This window comes from Streptomyces sp. NPDC048461 (genome assembly GCF_055587105.1).
The window spans coordinates 412,573-432,464 of record NZ_JBVJGW010000001.1 but is presented as its reverse complement, the minus strand read 5'-3'; the positions used below and the strand labels follow the sequence as shown (position 1 = coordinate 432,464).

The window sequence follows — 19,892 nt, the reverse complement described above, 5'->3', positions numbered from 1 at the left end:
GCCCTACGGAAGGTAGAAGGGGCGTACGCGCTCACGAATCCAGTCCGTGACCGGGTCCTCGGCGGCGTCCAGGAGGATCAACTGCACCGGCCACGGCGGCGGGACGCGGGTCAGGGCCCGGCCGAGGGCCTCCATCGGGGCGTTCTGCGTCCCGGGGTCCCATCCCACCAGCCGGACACCGATGAACAGCTGTGGCTCCCCGCCCTCGACGCTGGCGAGGCAGCGGTACGCGGCGGTGACCGCCCCGGTCGCCCGGAACTCCTCCGTGGCGGCGGCCAGGAAGTCCACCGGGTCGTCCTGCCAGTCGGGCTCGTACAGCCGGACGCGGCCGCCGGACGCGGGTCCGTCGAGGGGGCTGCGTCCGATGCGGCACAGTTCCGCGACGGCGGGCGGGGGAAGGGGGACGCCGACGGCGCCCTCGGGGTTCACGGCGATGCCGAGCTGCGGGGGCAGGCCGCGGGCGAACTCGACGGCGGGGGCCACGGCGAAGTCCATGGCGGGACCGGCGCAGTAGCGGAACTGCGCCTCGGAGCTGTAGACGGGGACGTAGGCCGCCCCGGCGATGTCCATGGTCGGCAGGGACAGGCTCGCCGCGTCGGGGGCCCCGCCGGCGGGCAGCGGCACCCATACCCGGCTGCGCCCGAGCACCTCGAGGATCCGCGCCCCCGCGTCGGGCTGCCCCAGTGCCGCTCCGAGCACCTGCTCCAGTTCGTTCTCCGGCCAGCCGCTGCCCTGCATGTTCCCCTGCCTCCGTGTGGTGCCACCGCGTCCGGTGCCGAAGGCTATCCGCTGCCGGGGCCCGGGCCGCGCGGGGTCCCGCTGTCCCGGTCCCGGGCGGCGGGCGCCCGCGGCCGGATCAGCCGTGGAACGCGATCCGCGTCACCGCTGCGGCCGAGCGGCGGTCCAGCAGCGTCGCCGAGGCGCAGCCCGCCGGCGGCCGGCCGGCCTCGGCGTCGCGCAGCAGGCGCGCCACCGCGCCCCGGTGCCGGGAGAAGGCGTACGCCGACACGCGCCGCCCGCGGGCCGCCTGCCCGGAGAGGGCCTCCTCGGGGCTGCTGTCCAGGAACAGCAGGTGCAGCTCGCGGCCCCGGCGGCGGGCGGCCGCCGCGAGCAGGCCGCGCACCCAGCTCTGGGTGCCGCAGTCGTGGACGACCACCGAGGCGCCGGAGCGCAGGACGCGCCACAGTCCCCAGTAGTGGGCGGCGCGGACCAGCGGCCGGTAGGCGCCGTACGGGAGGAACCCGGGCATCCGGCGCTCCCAGCGCTCGCGGGTGTCCTGGGAGTCGACGGACCCGCCCTCGGCGGCCGCCCGCTTGATCAGGGTGCTCTTGCCGCCGCCGGGCAGTCCGGACACGACGACGATGTCCCCGGCGGCGAAGGCGAGCCGCTGGGGCCCGCGCACCGCCGGACCGCGCAGGTCCCGTACGGCGCCGGGGCCGGCCGCGTCGGCCGCCCGGCGGACGCGCGGGCCACGCTGCTCCGGCACCGCGTCCACGGTTCCCGTCGTCGTCGCCACTACTCCGAATCTCCGCACAGTGATCGCCTCCCCCGAATCGGGTCGCCAGGACCCTTGCCCACTGAGTGTAAAGAGACGGTAATCCGGGACCGGCGGTTCCGGTCCGGACCTCCGCGAACGCCGCGGTCTTTCGGGCCCGCCCGCCCGATCACGCGCACGGCGTGCAATGATGTGCGCCATCTGGACCAACTGCATACCGGCCGCTTGAATCCGCGCGGGAGAGTCCCGGCACGCCGCAAGGCCGTGCGCGGGCGCCGAAGGAGCAAGAACCTCCCTTGAATCTCTCAGGCCCCGTACCGCGTGGATGAGGCAGATCTGAAAAGCGAGCCGTGCCGCCGCCCGTGAGGCCGGGGTGCGCGCTCCACCCAAGGTGCAAGTCGCGAATCCCGCCGGATCGGAAGATCGGGGGAACTCTCGGCGAACCTCTCAGGTTCCGATGACAGATGGGGAGGAACGTCCTCGTCATGTCATGTCGATGCCCTGGGACCCGGGAGTCACACCCATGAGCTCTGCCCCCCGTCTGACCGCCCTCGATGCGCTGCACCGTTCCCTCGGTGCGACCATGACCGATTTCGCGGGCTGGGACATGCCGCTGCGGTACGCGAGCGAGCGCGACGAGCACAACGCCGTACGCACGAAGGCCGGTCTCTTCGACCTGTCCCACATGGGCGAGATCACCCTGACCGGCCCGGAGGCCGTCAAGGTCCTCGACTACGCGCTGGTCGGCAACATCTCCACCGTCGGCGTCGGCCGCGCCCGCTACACGCACATCTGCCGGGCGGACGGCGGGATCCTCGACGACCTGATCGTCTATCGGCTCGGCGAGACCGAGTTCATGGTCGTCGCCAACGCCTCCAACGCCCAGGTCGTCCTGGACGCGATCACCGAGCGCGCCGCCGGCTTCGACGCCGAGGTCCGCGACGACCGCGACGCGTACGCGCTGCTCGCCGTCCAGGGTCCGCAGTCCCCCGGCATCCTGAAGTCCCTGACCGACGCCGACCTGGACGGGCTGAAGTACTACGCCGGCCTGCCGGGCACCGTCGCGGGCGTGCCCGCGCTGATCGCCCGTACCGGCTACACCGGCGAGGACGGCTTCGAGCTGTTCGTCTCCCCCGAGCACGCCGTGGAGCTGTGGCAGGCCCTCACCAAGGCCGGCGAGGGCGTCGGCCTGGTCCCGGCCGGCCTGTCGTGCCGCGACACGCTGCGCCTGGAGGCGGGCATGCCGCTGTACGGGCACGAGCTGACGACCTCCCTCACCCCGTTCGACGCGGGTCTGGGCCGGGTCGTGAAGTTCGAGAAGGAGGGGGACTTCGTCGGCCGCGCCGCGCTGGAGGCCGCCGCCGAGCGCGCCGCCTCGAACCCGCCGCGCAAGCTGGTCGGCCTGATCGCCGAGGGCCGCCGCGTCCCGCGCGCCGGTTTCCCGGTCGTCGCCGGCGGCGAGGTCATCGGCGAGGTGACCTCGGGCGCCCCGTCCCCGACGCTGGGCAAGCCGATCGCGATGGCGTACGTGGACGCGGCGCACGCCGCGCCCGGCACCTCCGGCGTCGGCGTCGACATTCGCGGTACGCATGAGCCGTACGAGGTCGTGGCCCTGCCGTTCTACAAGCGGCAGAAGTAATCCTTCCTCAGACCTCGGCCGTACGGGCAGCCGTACGGTCCTGTCTCAGTACCCGAGACCGCTGTTCGTTCCCACTCCCCCGCATCCAGGAGAATCAGGCCATGAGCAACCCCCAGCAGCTGCGTTACAGCAAGGAGCACGAGTGGCTGTCGGTCGCCGAGGACGGCGTCTCGACGGTCGGCATCACGGAGTTCGCGGCCAACGCGCTCGGTGACGTCGTCTACGCCCAGCTTCCCGAGGTGGGCGACACGGTGACCGCGGGCGAGACCTGTGGCGAGCTGGAGTCGACCAAGTCGGTCAGCGACCTGTACTCCCCCGTCTCCGGCGAGATCGTCGAGTTCAACCAGGACGTCGTGGACGACCCGGCGCTCGTGAACACGGCCCCGTTCGAGGGCGGCTGGCTGTTCAAGGTGCGCGTCGCGGAGGAGCCGGGCGACCTGCTCTCCGCCGAGGAGTACGCCGCGCTCACCCACTCCGACAACTGACACCCCAGGGGATCTTGATGTCTGTGCTGAACACCCCGCTCCACGAGCTCGACCCGGACGTCGCCGCAGCCGTCGACGCCGAGCTCGTACGCCAGCAGTCGACCCTGGAAATGATCGCGTCGGAGAACTTCGCTCCGGTCGCCGTCATGGAGGCCCAGGGCTCGGTCCTGACCAACAAGTACGCCGAGGGCTACCCGGGCCGCCGCTACTACGGCGGCTGTGAGCACGTCGACGTGATCGAGCAGATCGCGATCGACCGCATCAAGGCGCTGTTCGGCGCCGAGGCCGCGAACGTCCAGCCGCACTCCGGTGCGCAGGCGAACGCCGCCGCGATGTTCGCGCTGATCAAGCCGGGCGACACGATCATGGGCCTGAACCTGGCCCACGGCGGTCACCTGACCCACGGCATGAAGATCAACTTCTCCGGCAAGCTCTACAACGTGGTTCCGTACCACGTCGACGAGACCGGCCAGGTCGACATGGCCGAGGTCGAGCGCCTCGCCAAGGAGTCCAAGCCGCAGCTGATCGTCGCGGGCTGGTCCGCCTACCCGCGCCAGCTGGACTTCGCCGCCTTCCGCCGCATCGCGGACGAGGTCGGCGCGTACCTGATGGTCGACATGGCGCACTTCGCGGGCCTGGTGGCCGCGGGTCTGCACCCGAACCCGGTGCCGCACGCCCACGTCGTGACCACCACCACGCACAAGACCCTGGGCGGTCCGCGCGGCGGTGTCATCCTGTCGACGCAGGAGCTGGCCAAGAAGATCAACTCCGCGGTCTTCCCGGGCCAGCAGGGCGGCCCGCTGGAGCACGTGATCGCGGCCAAGGCCGTCTCCTTCAAGATCGCGGCCTCGGAGGGCTTCAAGGAGCGCCAGGTCCGCACCCTGGAGGGCGCGAAGATCATCGCCGAGCGCCTGGTGCAGCCCGACGTCACCGAGGTCGGCGTGTCCGTCCTCTCCGGCGGTACGGACGTCCACCTGGTCCTGGTCGACCTGCGCAACTCCGAGCTGGACGGCCAGCAGGCCGAGGACCGGCTCCACGAGATCGGCATCACGGTCAACCGGAACGCCATCCCGAACGACCCGCGGCCGCCCATGGTCACCTCGGGCCTGCGGATCGGCACCCCGGCCCTGGCCACGCGCGGCTTCGACGCCGAGGCCTTCACCGAGGTCGCCGAGATCATCGCGTCCGCGCTGAAGCCGGCGTACGACAGCGAGGACCTGAAGGCGCGCGTCTCCGCGCTCGCCGCGAAGTTCCCGCTGTACCCGTCGCTCTAGGAGCGCCCGGGAGTGATCCGGAAGGGCCCGGTCCTGCCCGTGCCGGCCTGCGCCGGCCCGCGCACGGGACCGGGCCCTTCTCATGACCGGAGCCCCGCCGGCCTTCGCCTTCCGCCGGGGCGAGCGGAACCTCGCCCGGCGGTTCGCCCCGGCCCGGTGAACCGTGTTCTTCCTCGGCGCCCCGCCCCCGCCGCCCGCCCCCGCCGCCCGGGACCGCGCCCGGGCCGTGCGGGCGGGCGTCGCGGCCCACCGCGCGGGCCTGCCGGGGCCGGCCCCGGCCCGGGGCGGGGGCGTGAGCCGGCCCACGCCCGACGGCCGCCCGACAGCCGCCCGACGGCCCGCGCGCCCGGAAGCCCGCGCCTGACGGCCACACCTCGTGCCGGTCCGGCAGACGAATCGTTCATGTGCACGCGTTACGCTCGTCTGCCGGACAAAATCCGCCCAATCGCACTTCTCCTGCCCCCTCCCACCCCACGAGCAGACAAGGGAGTCCGCCAGTGGCCATCTCCGTATTCGACCTCTTCTCCATCGGCATCGGCCCGTCCTCCTCCCACACGGTCGGACCCATGCGGGCGGCCCGCATGTTCGTGACCCGGCTCAAGAAGGACGGCGTCCTCGCCCAGACCGCGTCCGTGCGCGCCGAACTGTTCGGCTCGCTCGGCGCGACCGGCCACGGTCACGGCACCCCCAAGGCGGTGCTCCTGGGCCTGGAGGGGCACTCCCCCCGCACCGTGAACGTGGAGACGGCCGACGCGGAGGTCGAGCGGATCCGGCAGTCGGGGCGGCTGCGCCTCCTCGGCGCGGAGATAGGCGATGCCCACGAGATCGCCTTCGACGAGCCGAACCAGCTGATCCTGCACCGCCGGCGCTCGCTGCCGTACCACGCGAACGGCATGACCCTCTTCGCGTACGACACCGCCGGCACCCCGCTGCTGGAGAAGACGTACTACTCGGTCGGCGGCGGCTTCGTCGTGGACGAGGACGCGGTCGGCGAGGACCGGATCAAGCTCGACGACACGGTGCTGAAGTACCCGTTCCGCTCGGGCGACGAGATGCTCCGCCTGGCGAACGAGACCGGCCTGTCGATCTCGTCCCTGATGCTGGAGAACGAGAAGGCCTGGCGCACCGAGGACGAGATCCGCGAGGGCCTCCTGGAGATCTGGCGCGTGATGCAGTCCTGCGTCGCACGCGGCATGTCCCGCGAGGGCATCCTCCCGGGCGGCCTGCGCGTCAAGCGCCGCGCCGCCTCCACCGCGCGCCAGCTGCGCACCGAGGGCGACCCGATGCTGCACCGCAGCGAGTGGGCGACGATCTACGCGATGGCCGTCAACGAGGAGAACGCGGCGGGCGGCCGGGTCGTGACGGCCCCGACCAACGGCGCGGCCGGCGTCCTGCCCGCGGTCCTGCACTACTACATGAACTTCGTGCCGGGCGCGGACGAGGACGGCGTGGTCCGCTTCCTCCTCGCGGCGGGCGCGATCGGCATGCTGTTCAAGGAGAACGCCTCGATCTCCGGCGCCGAGGTCGGCTGCCAGGGCGAGGTCGGCTCGGCCTGCTCGATGGCGGCGGGCGCCCTGGCCGAGGTCCTGGGCGGCACCCCGGAGCAGGTGGAGAACGCGGCCGAGATCGGCATGGAGCACAACCTGGGCCTGACCTGCGACCCGGTCGGCGGCCTGGTCCAGATCCCGTGCATCGAGCGCAACGGCATGGCGGCGGTCAAGGCGGTCACGGCGGCCAGGATGGGGCTGCGCGGCGACGGCACGCACAAGGTCTCGCTCGACAAGGTCATCAAGACCATGAAGGAGACGGGCGCGGACATGAAGGTCAAGTACAAGGAAACGGCCCGCGGCGGCCTGGCGGTCAACGTCATCGAGTGCTGACCCGCGATCACTTCGCCCACCACAGGTAACAGCAAGAAGCCCCGCTGAAATTCTCAGCGGGGCTTCTCGTTCTTCTACTCGGACAGGATCCACCGGGGCGGAATTCCAGGGAATCCTTGACCCACGATCATTTCCCGCGCGTACGGACCGTACTCGCTGGCCCCCGGAGCGGCAGGAGTTTCCCGGCCGCCGATCAGGACGTGCACGACAGGATCGTCCTCGGGAAATCCACTCAGAAGCGGTTCTTCGATCACGATCAGGTCACCGAAAGACGTCCACCGCGTGAGGCTCCCTCCCGTGCCGACAGCCGTCCTGCCCCCGGCGGCCTGAGCGATGACCTCGGATACAGGGCGGGCGGCTACTCGCACCGCCACCCAGCCCTTCACCTCCGACCAGACGGCCAGCAAGGACAGGAATTCGGGAAGCCCGGCAAACATGTCGGTGTATTCGCCGTTCCAGGACACCCCGATCCGGCCGTCACGGCGGAGAACAATCGCACACGGAGCCTGCTCATTCTCTGCAATGCGAATGAATTCATCCCCGTCAGGGCTCGTAACCCACCCCCGCCCGGACACAGTGATCCGCGTCCATCCGAAGTAGTTTCCTCCGTATCCCGGGATCAGCACCCCGCCCCAGTGCGCACAGCACACGAGTCCACGAGGCCCCGTCCCCCGGTCCGACACCGGGGGGCGGGGCCTCCTCGTGTGCGGCGGGCTCCGGGGGCCCGCGCGGCCGTACGGCGGGCTCCGGCGGCCCGGGCGGTGCCCGCCGGGAAGTCGGGTCCAGCGGCCCTGACGGACGGGACCTTCGGCACGGGGCGGCGCGCGGGCCGTGGGCTAGTTTGCGAAGGGGTGCGAAATCCCCGTGCCGACAGAGAGGGGCGCCCCATGGCCACCACCGAACAGCGCGTCCTTCCGCTCCGACTGGAGGCCTCGCCGGTGTCCCTCCCGGTGCACGGGGCCTTCACGTACCGCTCCGACCGGCCGTACGAGGTGGCCGTGGACCTCCAGGGCGGCGGCGCCCACCTGGCGCGCTGGGTGTTCGCCCGCGACCTGCTGCTCGACGGGGAGTCCTGCGCCACCGGCGAGGGGGACATACAGGTGTGGCCGCGCTGGAAGGGCACCGAACCGCGGGTCTTCCTGGCCTTCAGCAACGGCGAGAAGAGCTGCGTGTTCTCCGCCCGCGCCAAGGACGTGCGCGGGCTGTGCCGCCGTCTGACCCAGCTGGTCCCGCGCGGCCTGGAGCACCGGCACTACGACCTCGACGCGGAGCTCGACGCGCTGCTGCCCGGCTGACGGCCCCGGAGCCGGGAGGAGCCCGCGGCCCCGGCCCGGGAACCGTCGCCGTCCCGCGGGTGTCCTTAGCGGTGACAGCACAGCCCCGTCTCCGGAGAATCGGGGGACGTCATGAACGACGTCTCGAACCACCCGCGTCCACGTCCGTCTCACCGCCTGCCGTCCCTTCGACGGCGCCGCCGGCAGCTCGTGGCCCTGGCCACCGGCGCGCTGCTCACCGCCGGCCTAGCCCTCGCCGCACCGGCCTCGGCCGCCCAGGCCGCCGCCCGCACCCAGACCCCACTCGTCGTCAACGCCCGCTGGGGCGGTCACTGCACGTACGACCGGCTCGTCATCGACCTCCAGGGGTACGTCCCCGGGGTCACCGTCACGCCCGTGCCGAAGCTGTACTACGACGGCTCGGGCAAGCCCGTCCCGCTGGCCGGGAAGTACTTCCTGGAAGTCCGCCTGAACCCCGCCGCCGGTCACGACGACGCGGGGCAGAACGTCTACCAGGGTCCGCGCCTGCAGAAGATCTACCTCAGCAAGCTCAAGGGCATCGCCCTGACCGGCGACTACGAGGGGTACGTGACCTTCGGCGCCGCCTTCGACACCGCACCCGCCTACTCCACCAGCGTCCTGCACTCGCCCGAGCGGCTGGTCCTGGACATCGCGCACCCGAACGTGTGCTGACCGGGGCGGGGGGGGGGGGGGGGGGGGGGGGGGGCGCCCGGGCGGGGGGGGGGGGGGGGGGGTGGTCCGGGGGGGGGGGGGGGGGTGGGTGGGGCGTGGGTCACCCCCTGGGCGGGGGGGGGGGGGGGGGGGGGGGGGGGGGGCCCCCCCCCCCCCCCCCCCCCCCGCCGCGTTCCTCAGCGGTGCTCGGGGTTGGGGAAGTCGAACCGGCAGCCCGCGTCCCACAGGGAGCGCTGGTTCCCGTGCGCCGGCATTCCGCCCGCCCGCTTGAGCAGGGCGGCCAGGTGCATCAGGTTCCAGGACATGAAGGCGGTGTTCCGGTTGGTGAAGTCGTTCTCGGGGCCGCCGGATCCCGGGTCCAGGTAGGAGGGGCCGGGTCCGGCCTCGCCGATCCAGCCCGCGTCGGCCTGCGGCGGGATCGCGTAGCCCAGGTGCTGGAGGCTGTAGAGGACGTTCATGGCGCAGTGCTTGACGCCGTCCTCGTTGCCGGTGATCAGCGCGCCGCCGACGCGCCCGTAGTACGCGTACTGCCCCTGCTCGTTCAGCAGGGACGAGCAGGCGTAGAGCCGCTCGATGACGCGCTTCATCACGGAGCTGTTGTCGCCGAGCCAGATCGGCCCGCACAGCACGAGGATGTCGGCGTCCATGATCCGGCTGTAGAGGACCGGCCACTGGTCGCTCTCCCAGCCGTGTTCGGTCATGTCCGGCCAGACGCCGGTCGCGATGTCGTGGTCGACGGCGCGGATGACCGAGGTCCGGGCACCGGCCGCCTCCATGACCGCGCGGCTCCTGCCGATCAGGCCGTCGGTGTTGCTGGTCTCGGGTGAGCGTTTGAGCGTGCAGTTCACGTAGACGGCGGTCAGGCCCGAGTAGTCGGGCGGGGTCGCGTTCTCCTCGTCGGCAGCCACGCACCCACCTTGTCCGGGCACCGTCCGGAGCGCCACCGCACCGCACCCGCGAGGGGCGGGTTGTGACCGGTCCGCGCGGCCGACTAGGGTCAGCGGGCCTTGGTGTTCGGGAAACCGGTGCGAAACCGGTGCGGCCCTCGCCACTGTGATCGGGAAGTCCGGCTCCACTCCTGCGGGAAGCCACTGGGCCCGCGCGGGAGACCGCTCGGCCCCGGGAAGGCGGAGCCCGGGCATCAGTACCCGTGAGCCAGGAGACCGGCCGAGGCGCGTCGTCCATCCACGAGGTGCTGGAGAGGTCTCCTTACTCATGCATATAGCCGAGGGGTTTCTGCCCCCCTTGCACGCGGTCGCCTGGGGCGCCGCGTCCGCTCCCTTTGTCGTACACGGTGTCCGCGCCCTGACCCGCGAGGTCAAGGCCAACCCGGAGAGCACGCTGCTGCTCGGTGCGGCCGGAGCGTTCACGTTCGTCCTGTCCGCCCTGAAGATCCCCTCGGTGACGGGCAGCTGCTCCCACCCCACCGGTACGGGGCTCGGAGCGATCCTCTTCCGGCCGCCGATCATGGCGGTGCTGGGGACGATCACCCTGCTGTTCCAGGCGCTGCTGCTGGCGCACGGCGGGCTCACCACCCTCGGCGCCAACGTCTTCTCGATGGCCATCGCCGGCCCGTGGGCCGGGTACGCCGTCTACCGCCTGCTGCGCGGAACCGGCGCCCCCCTGATGGTGGCCGTGTTCTTCGGCGCCTTCTTCGCCGACCTGGTCACCTACTGCGTGACCTCGGTCCAGCTGGCGCTGGCCTTCCCCGACCAGGCCACCGGGTTCACCGGCTCGCTCGTGAAGTTCGGTGAGATCTTCGCGCTGACCCAGATCCCGCTCGCGGTGAGCGAGGGCCTGCTGACCGTGCTCGTCGTCCGGCTGCTGATGCAGTCCAGCAAGTCGGACCTGGTCCGGCTCGGCGTCGCGAAGCTCACGTCCGGCAAGGCCAAGCAGGAGGCGACGGTCTGATGAGCCGGAACGCGAAGATCAACACCCTGCTGCTGCTCCTGGTCGCGGCGCTGGCCGTGCTCCCGCTGGCGCTGGGGCTGGGCGAGGGCAAGGAGGAGCCGTTCGCGGGCGCCGACGCGCAGGCGGAGACGGCCATCACCGAGCTGAAGCCGGACTACGAGCCCTGGTTCTCGCCCCTGTACGAGCCCCCGTCCGGGGAGATCGAGTCGGCGCTGTTCGCCCTGCAGGCGGCGCTCGGCGCGGGCGTGCTCGCGTACTACTTCGGCGTCCGCAAGGGGCGCCGCCAGGGCGCTGCCGCAGCGGGCGCCGCCGGCGCCGCGGCGCCCGACGCCACCGTGCAGTCGTAGGCGGTGCTGCCGATCGACGCGGCGGCGCACAGCAGCCGCTGGCGCCGCCGCCATCCGCTGGAGAAGGCGGTACTGGGAGTCGGCCTGACGGTCACGGCGGTGTGCCTGCCGCCGTGGCCCGGCGGACCGCTGGTGGCCGCGGCGACCCTCGCCCTGCTGCTGGGTCCCGCCGGGGTGGCGGGGCGGCAGCTGTGGCGGGCGTTCCGCATCCCGCTGGGCTTCTGCTTCACGGGGGCGCTGCCGCTGCTGTTCTCCGTGGGCGGCCCGGCGGGCTTCGTCGCGATGGCTCCCGACGGCCCCCGGCACGCGGGCGAACTGCTGCTGCGGACCTCGGCGGCCTCCCTCGGGGTGCTGCTGTTCGCCTTCACCACCCCGGTCTCGGACGTGCTGCCGCGCCTGGTCCGGGCCGGGGTGCCGGCCCCGGTCGTGGACGTGGCGCTGGTGATGTACCGGATCGGCTTCCTGCTCCTCGACTCCCTGGCCCGCGTCCGGCAGGCCCAGGCGGCCCGCCTCGGCACCGCCGGGCGGGCGGCCGCCTGGCGGTCGGTGGCCGGGCTCGCCGCGACCTCGTTCGTCCGGGCCTTCGACCGCGCGGCCCGGCTCCAGTCGGGCCTGGCCGGGCGCGGCTACGACGGCGCGCTGCGCGTGCTGGTGCCTCAGACGGCGCTGTCCCGGCGGTTCCTGGCCGGGACGGCCGCCCTGCTCGCCTCGCTGGTCGCCGTGACCCTCGTACTGAAGGAGCTGTACCTGTGAAGCCGCTGGTGGAACTGGCCGGCGCGGGCTACGCGTACGAGGACGGCCCCGAGGTGCTGTCCGGCGTGGACTTCGCGATCCCCGAGGGCCGCGCCCTGGTGCTGCTGGGCCGCAACGGCAGCGGCAAGACCACGCTGATGCGCCTGTTGAGCGGGGGCCTGCGGCCGGCGTCGGGCGCGCTGCTGCTGGACGGGGTGGAGGTGGCGCACGGCCGCGCCGGGCTGACCCGGCTGCGGACCTCGGTCCAGCTGGTGGTGCAGGATCCGGACGACCAGCTGTTCGCGGCCTCCGTCGAGCAGGACGTGTCGTTCGGTCCGATGAACCTCGGTCTGCCGGAGCCCGAGGTCCGCGCCCGGGTCGACGCGGCGCTCGCGGCCCTGGACATCACGGCGCTGCGGGACCGTCCGACGCACCTGCTCTCGTACGGGCAGCGCAAGCGGGCGGCGATCGCGGGGGCGGTGGCGATGGCTCCGCGCGTCCTGATCCTGGACGAGCCGACGGCCGGGCTGGACCCGGACGGGCAGGAGCGGCTGCTGGACGTCCTGGCGGGGCTGCGGGACGCGGGCACCACGGTGGTGATGGCCACGCACGACGTGGAGCTGGCGGTCCGGTGGGCCGACGACGCGGCGGTCCTGACCCCGGCGGGCATCCGCACGGGCCCGGCCCCGGTGCTCCTGTCGGATCCGGAGCTGCTGGCGTCGGCGGGCCTGCGCCAGGCCTGGTCGCCGGCGGTGACGGCGTTCCTGCGCGCGCACGGCCTGCTCGGCGCCCGCTCCCCCGGCCCGCGGGTCCCGGAGGCGCTGGCCGGCTGGCCGGTGACGGGCCGGGCGTAGCCGGGCGTCGGCGGACGGTCCCCGGAGGGCGGGCGTGCGGGGGCCGGCGCGCTCCCTAGGATGGCGCCATGTCGCTGCCGCACGCCATCCTCACCGCCCTGCTCGAGAAGCCCTCGTCCGGGCTGGAGCTGACGCGGCGGTTCGACAAGTCGATCGGGTACTTCTGGTCGGCGACGCACCAGCAGATCTACCGCGAGCTGGGCCGCCTGGAGGAGTCCGGGCTGATCCGGGAGCTGCCCAGCGAGGTGCCCGTACGGGGGCAGAAGAAGGAGTACGAGGTCCTGCCCGCCGGCGGCGCGGAGCTGGCGCGGTGGGTCCGCGAGAGCCAGGACCCGAAGCCGATGCGCGACCCCCTGCTGCTGCGGATCCGTGCGGCGGGGGTCGTCGGGCCGCACGGGCTCGGCCCCGAGCTGCGGCGCCATCTGGAGCTGCACCGGCGGCAGTTGGAGCAGTACGGGGCCATCGAGGAGAAGGACTTCCCGCCGGGGCGCGACGCGGTGGACGACCGGCTGCGCCGGCTCGTCCTGCACGGCGGGATCGCCCTGGAGACGTTCTGGCTGACCTGGCTGGAGGAGGCCCTGGCCGAGGTCGGGGAGATGGAGGGCTCCCCCGTCGCGGAACCCGACGGCGCCCGGGGAACCGACGGGGCCGGGAACTGACGGGGCCGGGAACTGACGACGCCCCGGCCCCGGCAGGCGGGGCGGGGGCGCGCGGCGGGCTACTTGTTCAGGGAGGCCCAGAACTCGTCGAAGCTCAGCAGGCCGTCGCGGTTCGCGTCCTTGGAGGCGAGCACGGCGTCGGCGACCGCGCCGGTGACGTAGGCGTCGCCCATCGCCTTCATGGCCGCGCTGTACTCGTCGGCCGTGACGAATCCGTCACCGTTCACGTCGAACTTGTCGAACGTCGCCCGTGCGCTCTCGATGTCGGCCACTGGGTCCACCCCTTCTTCGTGCTTGTTGACCGGCTCAGGGTAGCCGCCTCCCGGAGGCGTCCTCGCCCGGGGGCCCGTTCGAGCGGCAGATAGATATCCAAATTACTCTTCCGTCATACGGAAGTGAGAATTCCAGCCAAGAAATCCGGCCCGCTCTTGTCACGCTCCGGCACCACGGCATAACGTACGGGTATTGCCGCCACACCGGGAGCGCAGGGCTCCCAGGGACAAGCGGCAACAAGGGCGATCACACAGGTGACGATCACAGCTGACGCATCATTCGAAGTTCTGCCCTTCACCCGCACCTGCCGCCATATCTGGGAAGACGGCGACCATGTGCTCATCGGAGTGAGTCCGGGAAACAGCTACTTCAGCTCCGAGCGCATCACGAGTCTTGCCCAGTGGGCCACGACCCGCTTCGCGCAGGTCGACTTCGTCTACGCAGACCTGCACGTGGACCGGATGTTCGCAGCCTTCGGCTACACCCGGGAACACGCGGAGAAGCGCGCCGCGAAGGAAATCAAGGCGGTCCGGAGGCGGATCCTCAAAGGCGTGGAGGAATCAGGTCCTCCGCAAGCCGAAATCCGCGTGAGGGCACTTTCAGAGTTCCAGTCCAACCCCGTGTACCAACTTCTGCACCGACGCGTCCTGCATTTCCTGGAGACCGACGACGAATTCCGCAAGGGCTGCGAGAAGATGGCCCTTCACTTCGTCGGTTCCAAGTTGCCGGAAGGTGAATCGATGACAGACGCGCAGTTGCAGGTCTGTTTCGATTACATGGCGGCCGAGCTGCCGTTCTTCGTGGACACCCCGAGCATTCTCGACGTGCCGTCCTCCGTGGCCGCCTACCACGTCAGGATGCCGCTGACCGACGTCCTCTTCGCCCGCGGCGGGGGCCTGCGCGCGACCCGCAACCAGGCGTACGCCGTCGTGCGCCCCGAGGCCGCGGCGGCCACGGGCCCCGCCCCGCACCCCACCCCTCCCCCGCCCACGGCACCGCGGCACACCGCACCCACCGAGAGGAACGTCGATGAGCGTCGAGCAGCTTGAGGGCCGGGAGGGCCGGGAGCACGAACCGCTCCTCGACTTCCCCCTCTCACGGCGCGGTGACGTGCTCCCGGAGGAGTGCGCCTGGCTGCGCGAGAAGGCTCCGGTCGCCAGGGTCCGCACGCTCACCGGGGACCATGCGTGGCTGGTGAGCAGCTACGCGCTGGCCAAGCAGGTGCTGGAGGACGAGCGCTTCAGCCTCAAGGACACGGCCAACGCCGGCGTCCCGCGCCAGTACGCGCTGACGATCCCGCCCGAGGTCGTCAACAACATGGGCAACATCAACAGCGCGGGCCTGCGCAACGCCGTGATGAAGGCCCTCAACCCGCGCCAGAAGGGGCTCCAGGACTGGCTGCGCGCCACGGCCGGAGAGCTCCTCGACCAGCTGGCCGCCGAGGGCGGCCCGGCCGACCTCCGGGCGGGGTTCGCCGACCCCTTCTCGGCGGCGCTGCACGCCAGGGTCCTCGGGGTCCCGTTCGAGGACTGGCGCCGGCTGATGTCGGGGCTGGACGTCGCGTTCATGACCGCTCGCGAACCGTTCGCCGACTCGGCCCTCAACTGGTACAAGGACGTCGGCTACTTCGCCGGACAGCTGAAGGTCCAGCTGGCGCTGCCGCCCGAGGAGCGTACGGGGCTCCTCGGCAGGTTCGCCGACCTGAGGGAGGCGGACCCGGAGTCGGCGCACCTGACCGACGAGATGTTCGCGACCGTCGCCGTCTCGCTCTTCGGGGCGGGCGCGGTGTCCACCTCCGCCTTCCTGGTGCTCGCGGTCCTCGCGCTGCTCCAGCGGCCCGAGCTGATCGGCTACCTGCGCGCGCACCCCGAGCGGCTGGGCGGGGCCGTGGACGAACTGCTGCGGTGGAACCTGTCGGTCGGCGACGGCCTGCCGCGCATCGCGACGGCCGACGTACGGGTCGGGGACGTCCTGGTGAAGGAGGGCGAGCTGGTGCTCGTCCTGCTGGAGGGCGCCAACTTCGACCCGGAGGCCTTCGAGGACCCGGACGTGCTGGACCTGGAGCGCAAGGGCCCGAACCCGAACCTCGCGTTCGGCGCCGGCCGGCACTTCTGCCCGGCCTCCGCGCTGGGCCGGGCGCACGCCGAGATCGCCCTGGAGGTGCTGGTCGAGCGGCTGCCCGGGCTGCGCCTCGCAGTCCCGGCGGAGAACCTGGTCTGGCGCACGGGCTTCATCAAGCGGCTGCCCGAGCGGCTGCCGGTCGCCTGGTAGGCGCGACGGCGCCCGTCGGCGGACGGGTGGGCGGCGGTGTCCCGGGAGCTGTGCGAGCTCCCGGGGCACCGCCGTGTCCGGCTAGCGGAAGATGCCGGTGTGGCCGAGCGAGTAGCGGCCGGGCTGCGGGTAGACGGCGAGGCCGTGCGGGCCGCCGCCCACCGGGATGCGGGCGAGCTGCTTGCCGGTGACGGTGTCGATCGCGTAGACCTCGGAGTTGTAGCGGCCCGACAGCCACAGCACCTTGCCGTCGGCTGAGACGCCGCCCATGTCGGGACTGCCGCCGTCGGGGAGCTCCCACTTCTTGGTCAGCTTGTTCTGCGGGAAGTCGAAGACCGAGACGGTCCCCTCGCCGCGGTTGGGGATGTACATCTCCTTGGAGTCGCGGCTGATGTACAGGCCGTGGCAGCCCTTCCCGGTCGGGAGCAGCTTCGGCGTCTCGAACTTGTCGCCGCTGAGCACCCACACGCCGTGCGCCATCATGTCCGCGACGTAGAAGGTCTTCCCGTCCGGGGAGACCTTGACGTCCTGCGGCATGGCGCCCTCGAACGGCAGTTTCTGCTGGGCGATGACCTCCATCTTCTCCGTGTCGACCTTGAGGAGTTCACCGGAGAACTCGCAACTCACGATGAAGTAGCGGCCGTCCGCGGAGAAGTCCGCGTGATTGACGCCGAAACAGGACACCGGGACGGTTTTCACGCGGTCCATCGTGTGCGGATCGCGGAACACCAGCTCCTTGTCCAGCGAGGCCATGACGATCGCGTACTTGCCGTTCGGCGTGAAGTAGAGGTTGTACGGGTCGTGCACCTCGACCGGCTTTCCGGCCTCGCCCGTGGCGGGGTTGATCGGGGTGAGCGTGTGACCGCGGTTGTTGTTGACCCAGAGGGTCTTCATGTCCCAGGACGGCACCACGTGCTGCGGCTGGACCCCGACCGGGATGGTGTCGATGACCTGGTAGGTCGCGGGGTCGATGACGGACACCGTGTTGGAGTTGGTGTTCGGCACGTAGACCCGGGACGGGAAGTCCTTGACCACCGGGGAGAGCTTGTTCGGCCGGTCCGCCGCGTAGACGTCGTTGGGGTCGAGGAGCGGGGGCATGCCGGGCAGGCCCGGCGGGGCGGCCGGCACTGCCTTGACGGGCTTGGCCGGGCCCTTGGAACCGAGGGTCCCGGCGGGCTCCTTCTCGGCGGATCCGCAGCCGGCGAGGGCGGCGAGGACCAGACCGGCCAGCAGCACGGTGGCCTTCCGGGGAAGGCGGATGGTGGTCATGGGGTCAGCAGCTCCGTGGTGGTCACCGCGCGCAGGGTGCGGCGCGCGAGTTCTTCGAGGAGGGGCGGCATCGCGGCGACCGTGTCCGCGTAGCCGAAGTGCAGGCTCACCACCGATCCGGCGTGGATCGTCCCGGTGACGTTGCGGATGACGGCCGCGGCGCCGGGCGAGGTGAAGTCGAGGGAGTCCACGTCGTACGAGAGGACGTGGGGGTAGCCGGCCCGCTGGGCGAGCTTCTGGACGAGCGGGGTGGCGTACTGGGTCTGGGAGGGACGGAACCAGGTGCCGATCGAGCCGGTGAGCCGCTTGAGGCGCTGGGCGCAGCCGGTGATCTCGGCGTACGCCTCGGCCTCGGCCATGTCGTTGATCGCCAGGTGGCGCTGGGTGTGGTTGCCGAGCTCGTGACCTCCGTCCAGGATCCGGCGGGCCATGTCCGGGTGGGCGTCGAGCCAGCTGCCGATCGCCAGTACGGTGACCCGCGCGCCGGCGCGTTCCGCCTCGGCCAGCACCGCCCGGCCGGTGGCCGGGTCCCCGTTGCCGTGGAAGGTGAGGGCGACCCGGGGACGGTCCCGGGGGCCGTGGCCGATCTCGACGGGCGAGCCCGCGAACCTGCGCGGGGCGGCGGCGGCGCCGGCCGGCCGGGCGGGCTTGGCGGGTCCCGGGGGCGGGGTCGGGGTGGCGGGCGCGGCGGCGGGGCGGTCCGATCCGCACGCGGTGGCGAGTCCGGCCACCGCGGCTCCGACCGCCCCGAGGCCGGCCGCGCGCAGGGCCGCGCGGCGGCCTGGAAGTGAGAGCACTTGCCCATTTAAGGGGTGGATGACCCGGAAGGTAATGATTGACCCAATTCGGGACGTTCACCCGACCGGGCCCCAGGGGGACCCCGTCCGCTATTCGATCAACGATTCACGCACAGCGGTCGATATTTATTCACACATTACGAGGTGAGTGGCCCACCTCACCTAGGATTTAGCTAGAAACTCTTACTATTTGCACACTTATGTCCGAGTAGGGACTTTTGGCGTTTGCGCGCTCGTCTGCCATAGTCGGAATCACGGCTTCCCGTTGACCCGAGCGAAGTCCTGACGCCGAGGATCACACCCCCTTCGATCCTCGGCGCACCCATGAAGCCCCCCACGCCCACCATGGCGGACCGGGGGCTTCGGGCGTTTCCGGGGCCTCGGCTCGCGGGGAAGCGGGGCGCGGGGAAGCAGCTCGCGGTCCTAGCGGTCGGCCACCCGCATCTCGAACCAGGTGATCTTCCCGCGGGGCATCAGGTCGGCGCCCCAGCGGTCGGAGAGCTTGTCGACGAGGAAGAGTCCGCGGCCGGTGGTGTCCAGCTCGTGCACCGGCATCAGACACGGCAGCCCGCGCGAGGGGTCGCGCACCTCCACCCGGATCCAGCCGCGCCGCCGCACCATGCGCAGGCCGAAGGAGCGCGCCCCGGTGTGCCGGACCGCGTTGCCGACGAGCTCCGAGACCAGCAGGACGGCGTGCTCGGCGATCTGCGGCGAGAGGCCCCACATCCGGACGACCACGCACTGGGTCAGCCGGCGGGCCTCGCCCGCGGACTCCGGCATCGACGGCAGCGTCACTTCCGCCTCCGCCGGGTTCCCGCGCAACTCCATCACCTTGAGGCTCAGTTCATCCTCAAGCGCCGCCGTGAGCCGCACGACCGAAGCGCTGCCGCGCTGCCGCGGCTGTTCCACACCCTCCAGGCCCGCCATGCACCCATGATGGACGGCCGGCCTTCCCCCACGGGCCGTTCCACAGGAATACACCCCCCGGAATAGTGGATTCCGAAGGGGCGTCCTGTCATATGCATTTGGCAAGCGGAGCCTTTCGGCACCCACTCTGACCTGTGATGACGCAGCACACAGGAGTGATCACAGGGAGTGGATCACCCATTTCCCTTAAGGCTGCCTTAAGGCCTGGCTAATCCACCCACAAGGAGGACCGGGCCGTCCGCCTCAGACGAACTTCGCCTTTCCGGGGCCCTCCTCGACGAAGCTGCGCATGCCGCGCTCGCGGTCCTCGGTGGCGAACAGGCCCGCGAACCAGGTGCGTTCGATGGTGAGGCCGGTGTCGATGTCGGCCTCCAGACCCGCGTCCACGCACTCCTTGGCGGCGCGCAGCGCGAGGGCCGGACCCTGCGCCAGCTTGGCCGCCCATGCGTGCGCCTGCGCGTAGACCTCGGCGGCGGGGACGACCCGGTCGACCAGGCCCAGGGACAGCGCTTCCTCGGCCTTGACCATCCGGCCGGTGAAGATCAGGTCTTTGGCCTTCGACGGGCCGACGAGCCGGGACAGACGCTGGGTGCCGCCGGCGCCGGGGATCAGGCCGAGCAGGATCTCGGGCTGGCCGAGCTTGGCGTTGTCGGCGGCGATCCGGTAGTCGGCGCAGAGCGCGAGCTCGCAACCGCCGCCCAGCGCGTAGCCGGTGACGGCCGCGACGACCGGCTTGGGGATGCGGGCCACCGCGGTGAAGGCGTCCTGCAGCCCGCGGGACCGGGCGACCATCGCCGCGTGGTCCATCGTCTGCATCTCCTTGATGTCCGCGCCGGCCGCGAACACCTTCTCGCCGCCGTAGAGGATGACCGCACGGACGTCGGCGCGGTCGGTGGCCTCCGCCGCGAGCTCGCGCAGCCGGTCCTGGGTGGCGATGTCCAGGGCGTTCATGGGCGGCCGGTCCAGGCGGAGGGTGCCGACGCCTTCGGAGACTTCGAGAGAGAGGGTCATACGGGTCAGGTTAGCGGCGGTTAACGGGAAGCGGCCCGGTGCCGTGGGTCACAGCACCGGGCCGTCCGGGGTCACCCGGGGCGCGCACCGCGCGCCGTGCG

22 protein-coding genes and 2 riboswitches are annotated in these 19,892 nt (G+C 71.9%); of the genes, 13 read left to right on the top strand and 9 right to left on the bottom strand.

Annotated elements, in window-relative coordinates; genetic code table 11:
- Nucleotides 1–3 precede the first annotated feature (3 nt).
- On the bottom strand, nt 4–738 hold the full coding sequence (locus ACZ6S8_RS01905; protein WP_469451522.1) for an enhanced serine sensitivity protein SseB: 735 nt from the start codon (nt 736–738) through the stop codon (nt 4–6).
- Nucleotides 739–856: 118 nt separating this feature from the next.
- A complete protein-coding gene (locus ACZ6S8_RS01900) occupies nt 857–1,540 on the bottom strand; it encodes an AAA family ATPase (RefSeq protein ID WP_469451888.1) in 684 nt (227 codons plus the stop codon).
- Nucleotides 1,541–1,721: 181 nt separating this feature from the next.
- Nucleotides 1,722–1,825: riboswitch (glycine riboswitch) on the top strand.
- A gap of 193 nt (nt 1,826–2,018) precedes the next feature.
- Here ACZ6S8_RS01900 and gcvT point away from each other — a divergent pair.
- The 4 genes from gcvT to ACZ6S8_RS01880 all read left to right on the top strand — a co-directional run bounded on the left by gcvT (nt 2,019) and on the right by ACZ6S8_RS01880 (nt 6,773).
- Nucleotides 2,019–3,134, top strand: a complete 1,116-nt coding sequence (gene gcvT / locus ACZ6S8_RS01895) for a glycine cleavage system aminomethyltransferase GcvT (RefSeq protein ID WP_469451520.1) — start codon at nt 2,019–2,021, stop codon at nt 3,132–3,134.
- 101 nt (nt 3,135–3,235) lie between these two features.
- Complete coding sequence (gene gcvH / locus ACZ6S8_RS01890) at nt 3,236–3,619, top strand: glycine cleavage system protein GcvH (protein WP_386527472.1); 384 nt, start codon at nt 3,236–3,238, stop codon at nt 3,617–3,619.
- A gap of 17 nt (nt 3,620–3,636) precedes the next feature.
- Nucleotides 3,637–4,893 (top strand): serine hydroxymethyltransferase, encoded by a 1,257-nt coding sequence (gene glyA, locus ACZ6S8_RS01885; protein WP_469451518.1) that lies wholly within the window; start codon nt 3,637–3,639, stop codon nt 4,891–4,893.
- A 497-nt stretch (nt 4,894–5,390) separates the two neighbouring features.
- A complete protein-coding gene (locus ACZ6S8_RS01880) occupies nt 5,391–6,773 on the top strand; it encodes an L-serine ammonia-lyase (RefSeq protein WP_469451516.1) in 1,383 nt (460 codons plus the stop codon).
- Nucleotides 6,774–6,847: 74 nt separating this feature from the next.
- Here the strand turns inward: ACZ6S8_RS01880 and ACZ6S8_RS01875 are convergent, their stop codons facing one another.
- Nucleotides 6,848–7,237, bottom strand: a complete 390-nt coding sequence (locus ACZ6S8_RS01875; RefSeq protein WP_469451514.1) for a hypothetical protein — start codon at nt 7,235–7,237, stop codon at nt 6,848–6,850.
- Nucleotides 7,238–7,660: 423 nt separating this feature from the next.
- Between ACZ6S8_RS01875 and ACZ6S8_RS01870 the strand changes: the two genes are divergently transcribed.
- Complete coding sequence (locus tag ACZ6S8_RS01870) at nt 7,661–8,068, top strand: SsgA family sporulation/cell division regulator (protein WP_469451512.1); 408 nt, start codon at nt 7,661–7,663, stop codon at nt 8,066–8,068.
- A gap of 111 nt (nt 8,069–8,179) precedes the next feature.
- On the top strand, nt 8,180–8,740 hold the full coding sequence (locus ACZ6S8_RS01865) for an AMIN-like domain-containing (lipo)protein (protein WP_469451510.1): 561 nt from the start codon (nt 8,180–8,182) through the stop codon (nt 8,738–8,740).
- A gap of 176 nt (nt 8,741–8,916) precedes the next feature.
- Here the strand turns inward: ACZ6S8_RS01865 and ACZ6S8_RS01860 are convergent, their stop codons facing one another.
- A complete protein-coding gene (locus ACZ6S8_RS01860) occupies nt 8,917–9,648 on the bottom strand; it encodes a flavodoxin family protein (protein ID WP_469451508.1) in 732 nt (243 codons plus the stop codon).
- An 83-nt stretch (nt 9,649–9,731) separates the two neighbouring features.
- Nucleotides 9,732–9,926: riboswitch (cobalamin riboswitch) on the top strand.
- A gap of 29 nt (nt 9,927–9,955) precedes the next feature.
- On the opposite strand from ACZ6S8_RS01860, the gene ACZ6S8_RS01855 reads away from it, so the two are divergent.
- The 5 genes from ACZ6S8_RS01855 (at nt 9,956) to ACZ6S8_RS01835 (ending at nt 13,243) form a co-directional block, all read left to right on the top strand.
- Nucleotides 9,956–10,651 (top strand): energy-coupling factor ABC transporter permease, encoded by a 696-nt coding sequence (locus ACZ6S8_RS01855; protein WP_469451507.1) that lies wholly within the window; start codon nt 9,956–9,958, stop codon nt 10,649–10,651.
- Complete coding sequence (locus ACZ6S8_RS01850) at nt 10,651–10,998, top strand: energy-coupling factor ABC transporter substrate-binding protein (RefSeq protein WP_469451505.1); 348 nt, start codon at nt 10,651–10,653, stop codon at nt 10,996–10,998. Before ACZ6S8_RS01855 ends, ACZ6S8_RS01850 begins: the two co-directional genes overlap by 1 nt.
- A 3-nt stretch (nt 10,999–11,001) precedes the next feature.
- Nucleotides 11,002–11,751: a cobalt ECF transporter T component CbiQ gene (gene cbiQ, locus ACZ6S8_RS01845; RefSeq protein WP_469451503.1), complete on the top strand. Its 750-nt coding sequence runs from the start codon at nt 11,002–11,004 to the stop codon at nt 11,749–11,751.
- Entirely contained in the window at nt 11,748–12,584 is an 837-nt protein-coding gene (locus ACZ6S8_RS01840; RefSeq protein ID WP_469451501.1) for an ATP-binding cassette domain-containing protein, read from the top strand. The genes cbiQ and ACZ6S8_RS01840 overlap by 4 nt, the downstream gene beginning before the upstream one ends.
- 68 nt (nt 12,585–12,652) lie before the next feature.
- Nucleotides 12,653–13,243 (top strand): PadR family transcriptional regulator, encoded by a 591-nt coding sequence (locus ACZ6S8_RS01835; RefSeq protein WP_469451499.1) that lies wholly within the window; start codon nt 12,653–12,655, stop codon nt 13,241–13,243.
- A gap of 59 nt (nt 13,244–13,302) precedes the next feature.
- Here the strand turns inward: ACZ6S8_RS01835 and ACZ6S8_RS01830 are convergent, their stop codons facing one another.
- Nucleotides 13,303–13,515: an EF-hand domain-containing protein gene (locus tag ACZ6S8_RS01830; protein ID WP_469451497.1), complete on the bottom strand. Its 213-nt coding sequence runs from the start codon at nt 13,513–13,515 to the stop codon at nt 13,303–13,305.
- 255 nt (nt 13,516–13,770) lie between these two features.
- On the opposite strand from ACZ6S8_RS01830, the gene ACZ6S8_RS01825 reads away from it, so the two are divergent.
- Together ACZ6S8_RS01825 and ACZ6S8_RS01820 are read left to right on the top strand one after the other, a co-directional pair.
- On the top strand, nt 13,771–14,565 hold the full coding sequence (locus tag ACZ6S8_RS01825; RefSeq protein WP_469451496.1) for a tRNA-dependent cyclodipeptide synthase: 795 nt from the start codon (nt 13,771–13,773) through the stop codon (nt 14,563–14,565).
- Nucleotides 14,546–15,787 carry a cytochrome P450 gene (locus ACZ6S8_RS01820; protein ID WP_469451494.1) on the top strand — a complete coding sequence of 414 codons (1,242 nt, stop codon included), beginning with the start codon at nt 14,546–14,548 and terminating at the stop codon, nt 15,785–15,787. The genes ACZ6S8_RS01825 and ACZ6S8_RS01820 overlap by 20 nt, the downstream gene beginning before the upstream one ends.
- A gap of 81 nt (nt 15,788–15,868) precedes the next feature.
- Here ACZ6S8_RS01820 and ACZ6S8_RS01815 read toward each other — a convergent pair whose 3' ends face one another.
- The 4 genes from ACZ6S8_RS01815 to ACZ6S8_RS01800 all read right to left on the bottom strand — a co-directional run bounded on the left by ACZ6S8_RS01815 (nt 15,869) and on the right by ACZ6S8_RS01800 (nt 19,791).
- Nucleotides 15,869–17,056 (bottom strand): YncE family protein, encoded by a 1,188-nt coding sequence (locus ACZ6S8_RS01815; protein ID WP_469451492.1) that lies wholly within the window; start codon nt 17,054–17,056, stop codon nt 15,869–15,871.
- On the bottom strand, nt 17,053–17,853 hold the full coding sequence (locus ACZ6S8_RS01810) for a polysaccharide deacetylase family protein (protein ID WP_469451490.1): 801 nt from the start codon (nt 17,851–17,853) through the stop codon (nt 17,053–17,055). The genes ACZ6S8_RS01815 and ACZ6S8_RS01810 overlap by 4 nt, the downstream gene beginning before the upstream one ends.
- A 423-nt stretch (nt 17,854–18,276) precedes the next feature.
- Nucleotides 18,277–18,780: an ATP-binding protein gene (locus ACZ6S8_RS01805; RefSeq protein WP_469451489.1), complete on the bottom strand. Its 504-nt coding sequence runs from the start codon at nt 18,778–18,780 to the stop codon at nt 18,277–18,279.
- Between the two features lie 243 nt (nt 18,781–19,023).
- Nucleotides 19,024–19,791, bottom strand: a complete 768-nt coding sequence (locus tag ACZ6S8_RS01800) for an enoyl-CoA hydratase/isomerase family protein (RefSeq protein ID WP_386527518.1) — start codon at nt 19,789–19,791, stop codon at nt 19,024–19,026.
- Nucleotides 19,792–19,892: the final 101 nt, after the last annotated feature.